Below are 790 nucleotides of genomic sequence, written 5' to 3'. Positions count from 1 at the left end.
CTTGATGCTAAATCTCTCAATTACGGTATGTTTGGTCACGTTGATGCCGGTGTCCTGCATGTACGTCCAGCCCTAGACCTGTGCGATCCAAAACAAGAAGCCTTAATGCATGAAATCTCAGACGAGGTTGTTAAGCTGGTGGCTAAATATGGCGGCTTGATGTGGGGTGAGCACGGTAAGGGTTTCCGCTCTGAATATGGCCCAGACTTCTTTGGTCAGGAGCTATTCACTGAGCTTCGTCGCGTAAAAGCAGCATTTGACCCGCACAATAAGATGAACCCGGGTAAGATCTGTACGCCGCTTGATAGCGATGCAGAGCTAGTGAAAGTCACTGACACTAAGCGTGGCTATTACGACTGTCAAATTGATGTGCAGGTGCGCGACAGCTTTAAACAAGCGATGGAATGTAACGGTAACGGCTTATGTTTTAACTACGACACCAGCTCGCCAATGTGTCCTTCGATGAAAGTTACCGCTGATCGTCGCCACTCTCCGAAAGGCCGTGCAGGTTTAGTGCGTGAATGGTTGCGTCAGTTGACTGAGCAAGGTGTTGATATCCTCGATCTAGAGCAACAAGCACTAAATGATTCAACGCCTGTGAAAACTATGATTGAGCGCGTTCGTAACTCACTTAACAAGCGTCACGAATACGACTTCTCTCATGAAGTGCACGAAGCGATGAATGGCTGTCTTGCTTGTAAAGCGTGTGCGAGTCAGTGTCCGATTAAAGTTGACGTTCCGAGCTTCCGCTCTCGCTTCTTAAATATCTACTACTCTCGTTATCAACGTC

The 790-nt window shown here is 47.8% G+C and carries 1 protein-coding gene; it reads left to right on the top strand.

The genetic code is table 11. From position 1 onward, the window contains the following. Nucleotides 1-790: FAD-linked oxidase C-terminal domain-containing protein (locus KIV40_RS33200; RefSeq protein WP_285353651.1), on the top strand; the 790-nt coding region annotated here is incomplete at both ends.

It is taken from the genome of Vibrio sp. D173a, from assembly GCF_030248475.1.
Note: the sequence above shows the minus strand (reverse complement) of the source record. Positions and strands in the feature narration are given on the sequence as shown.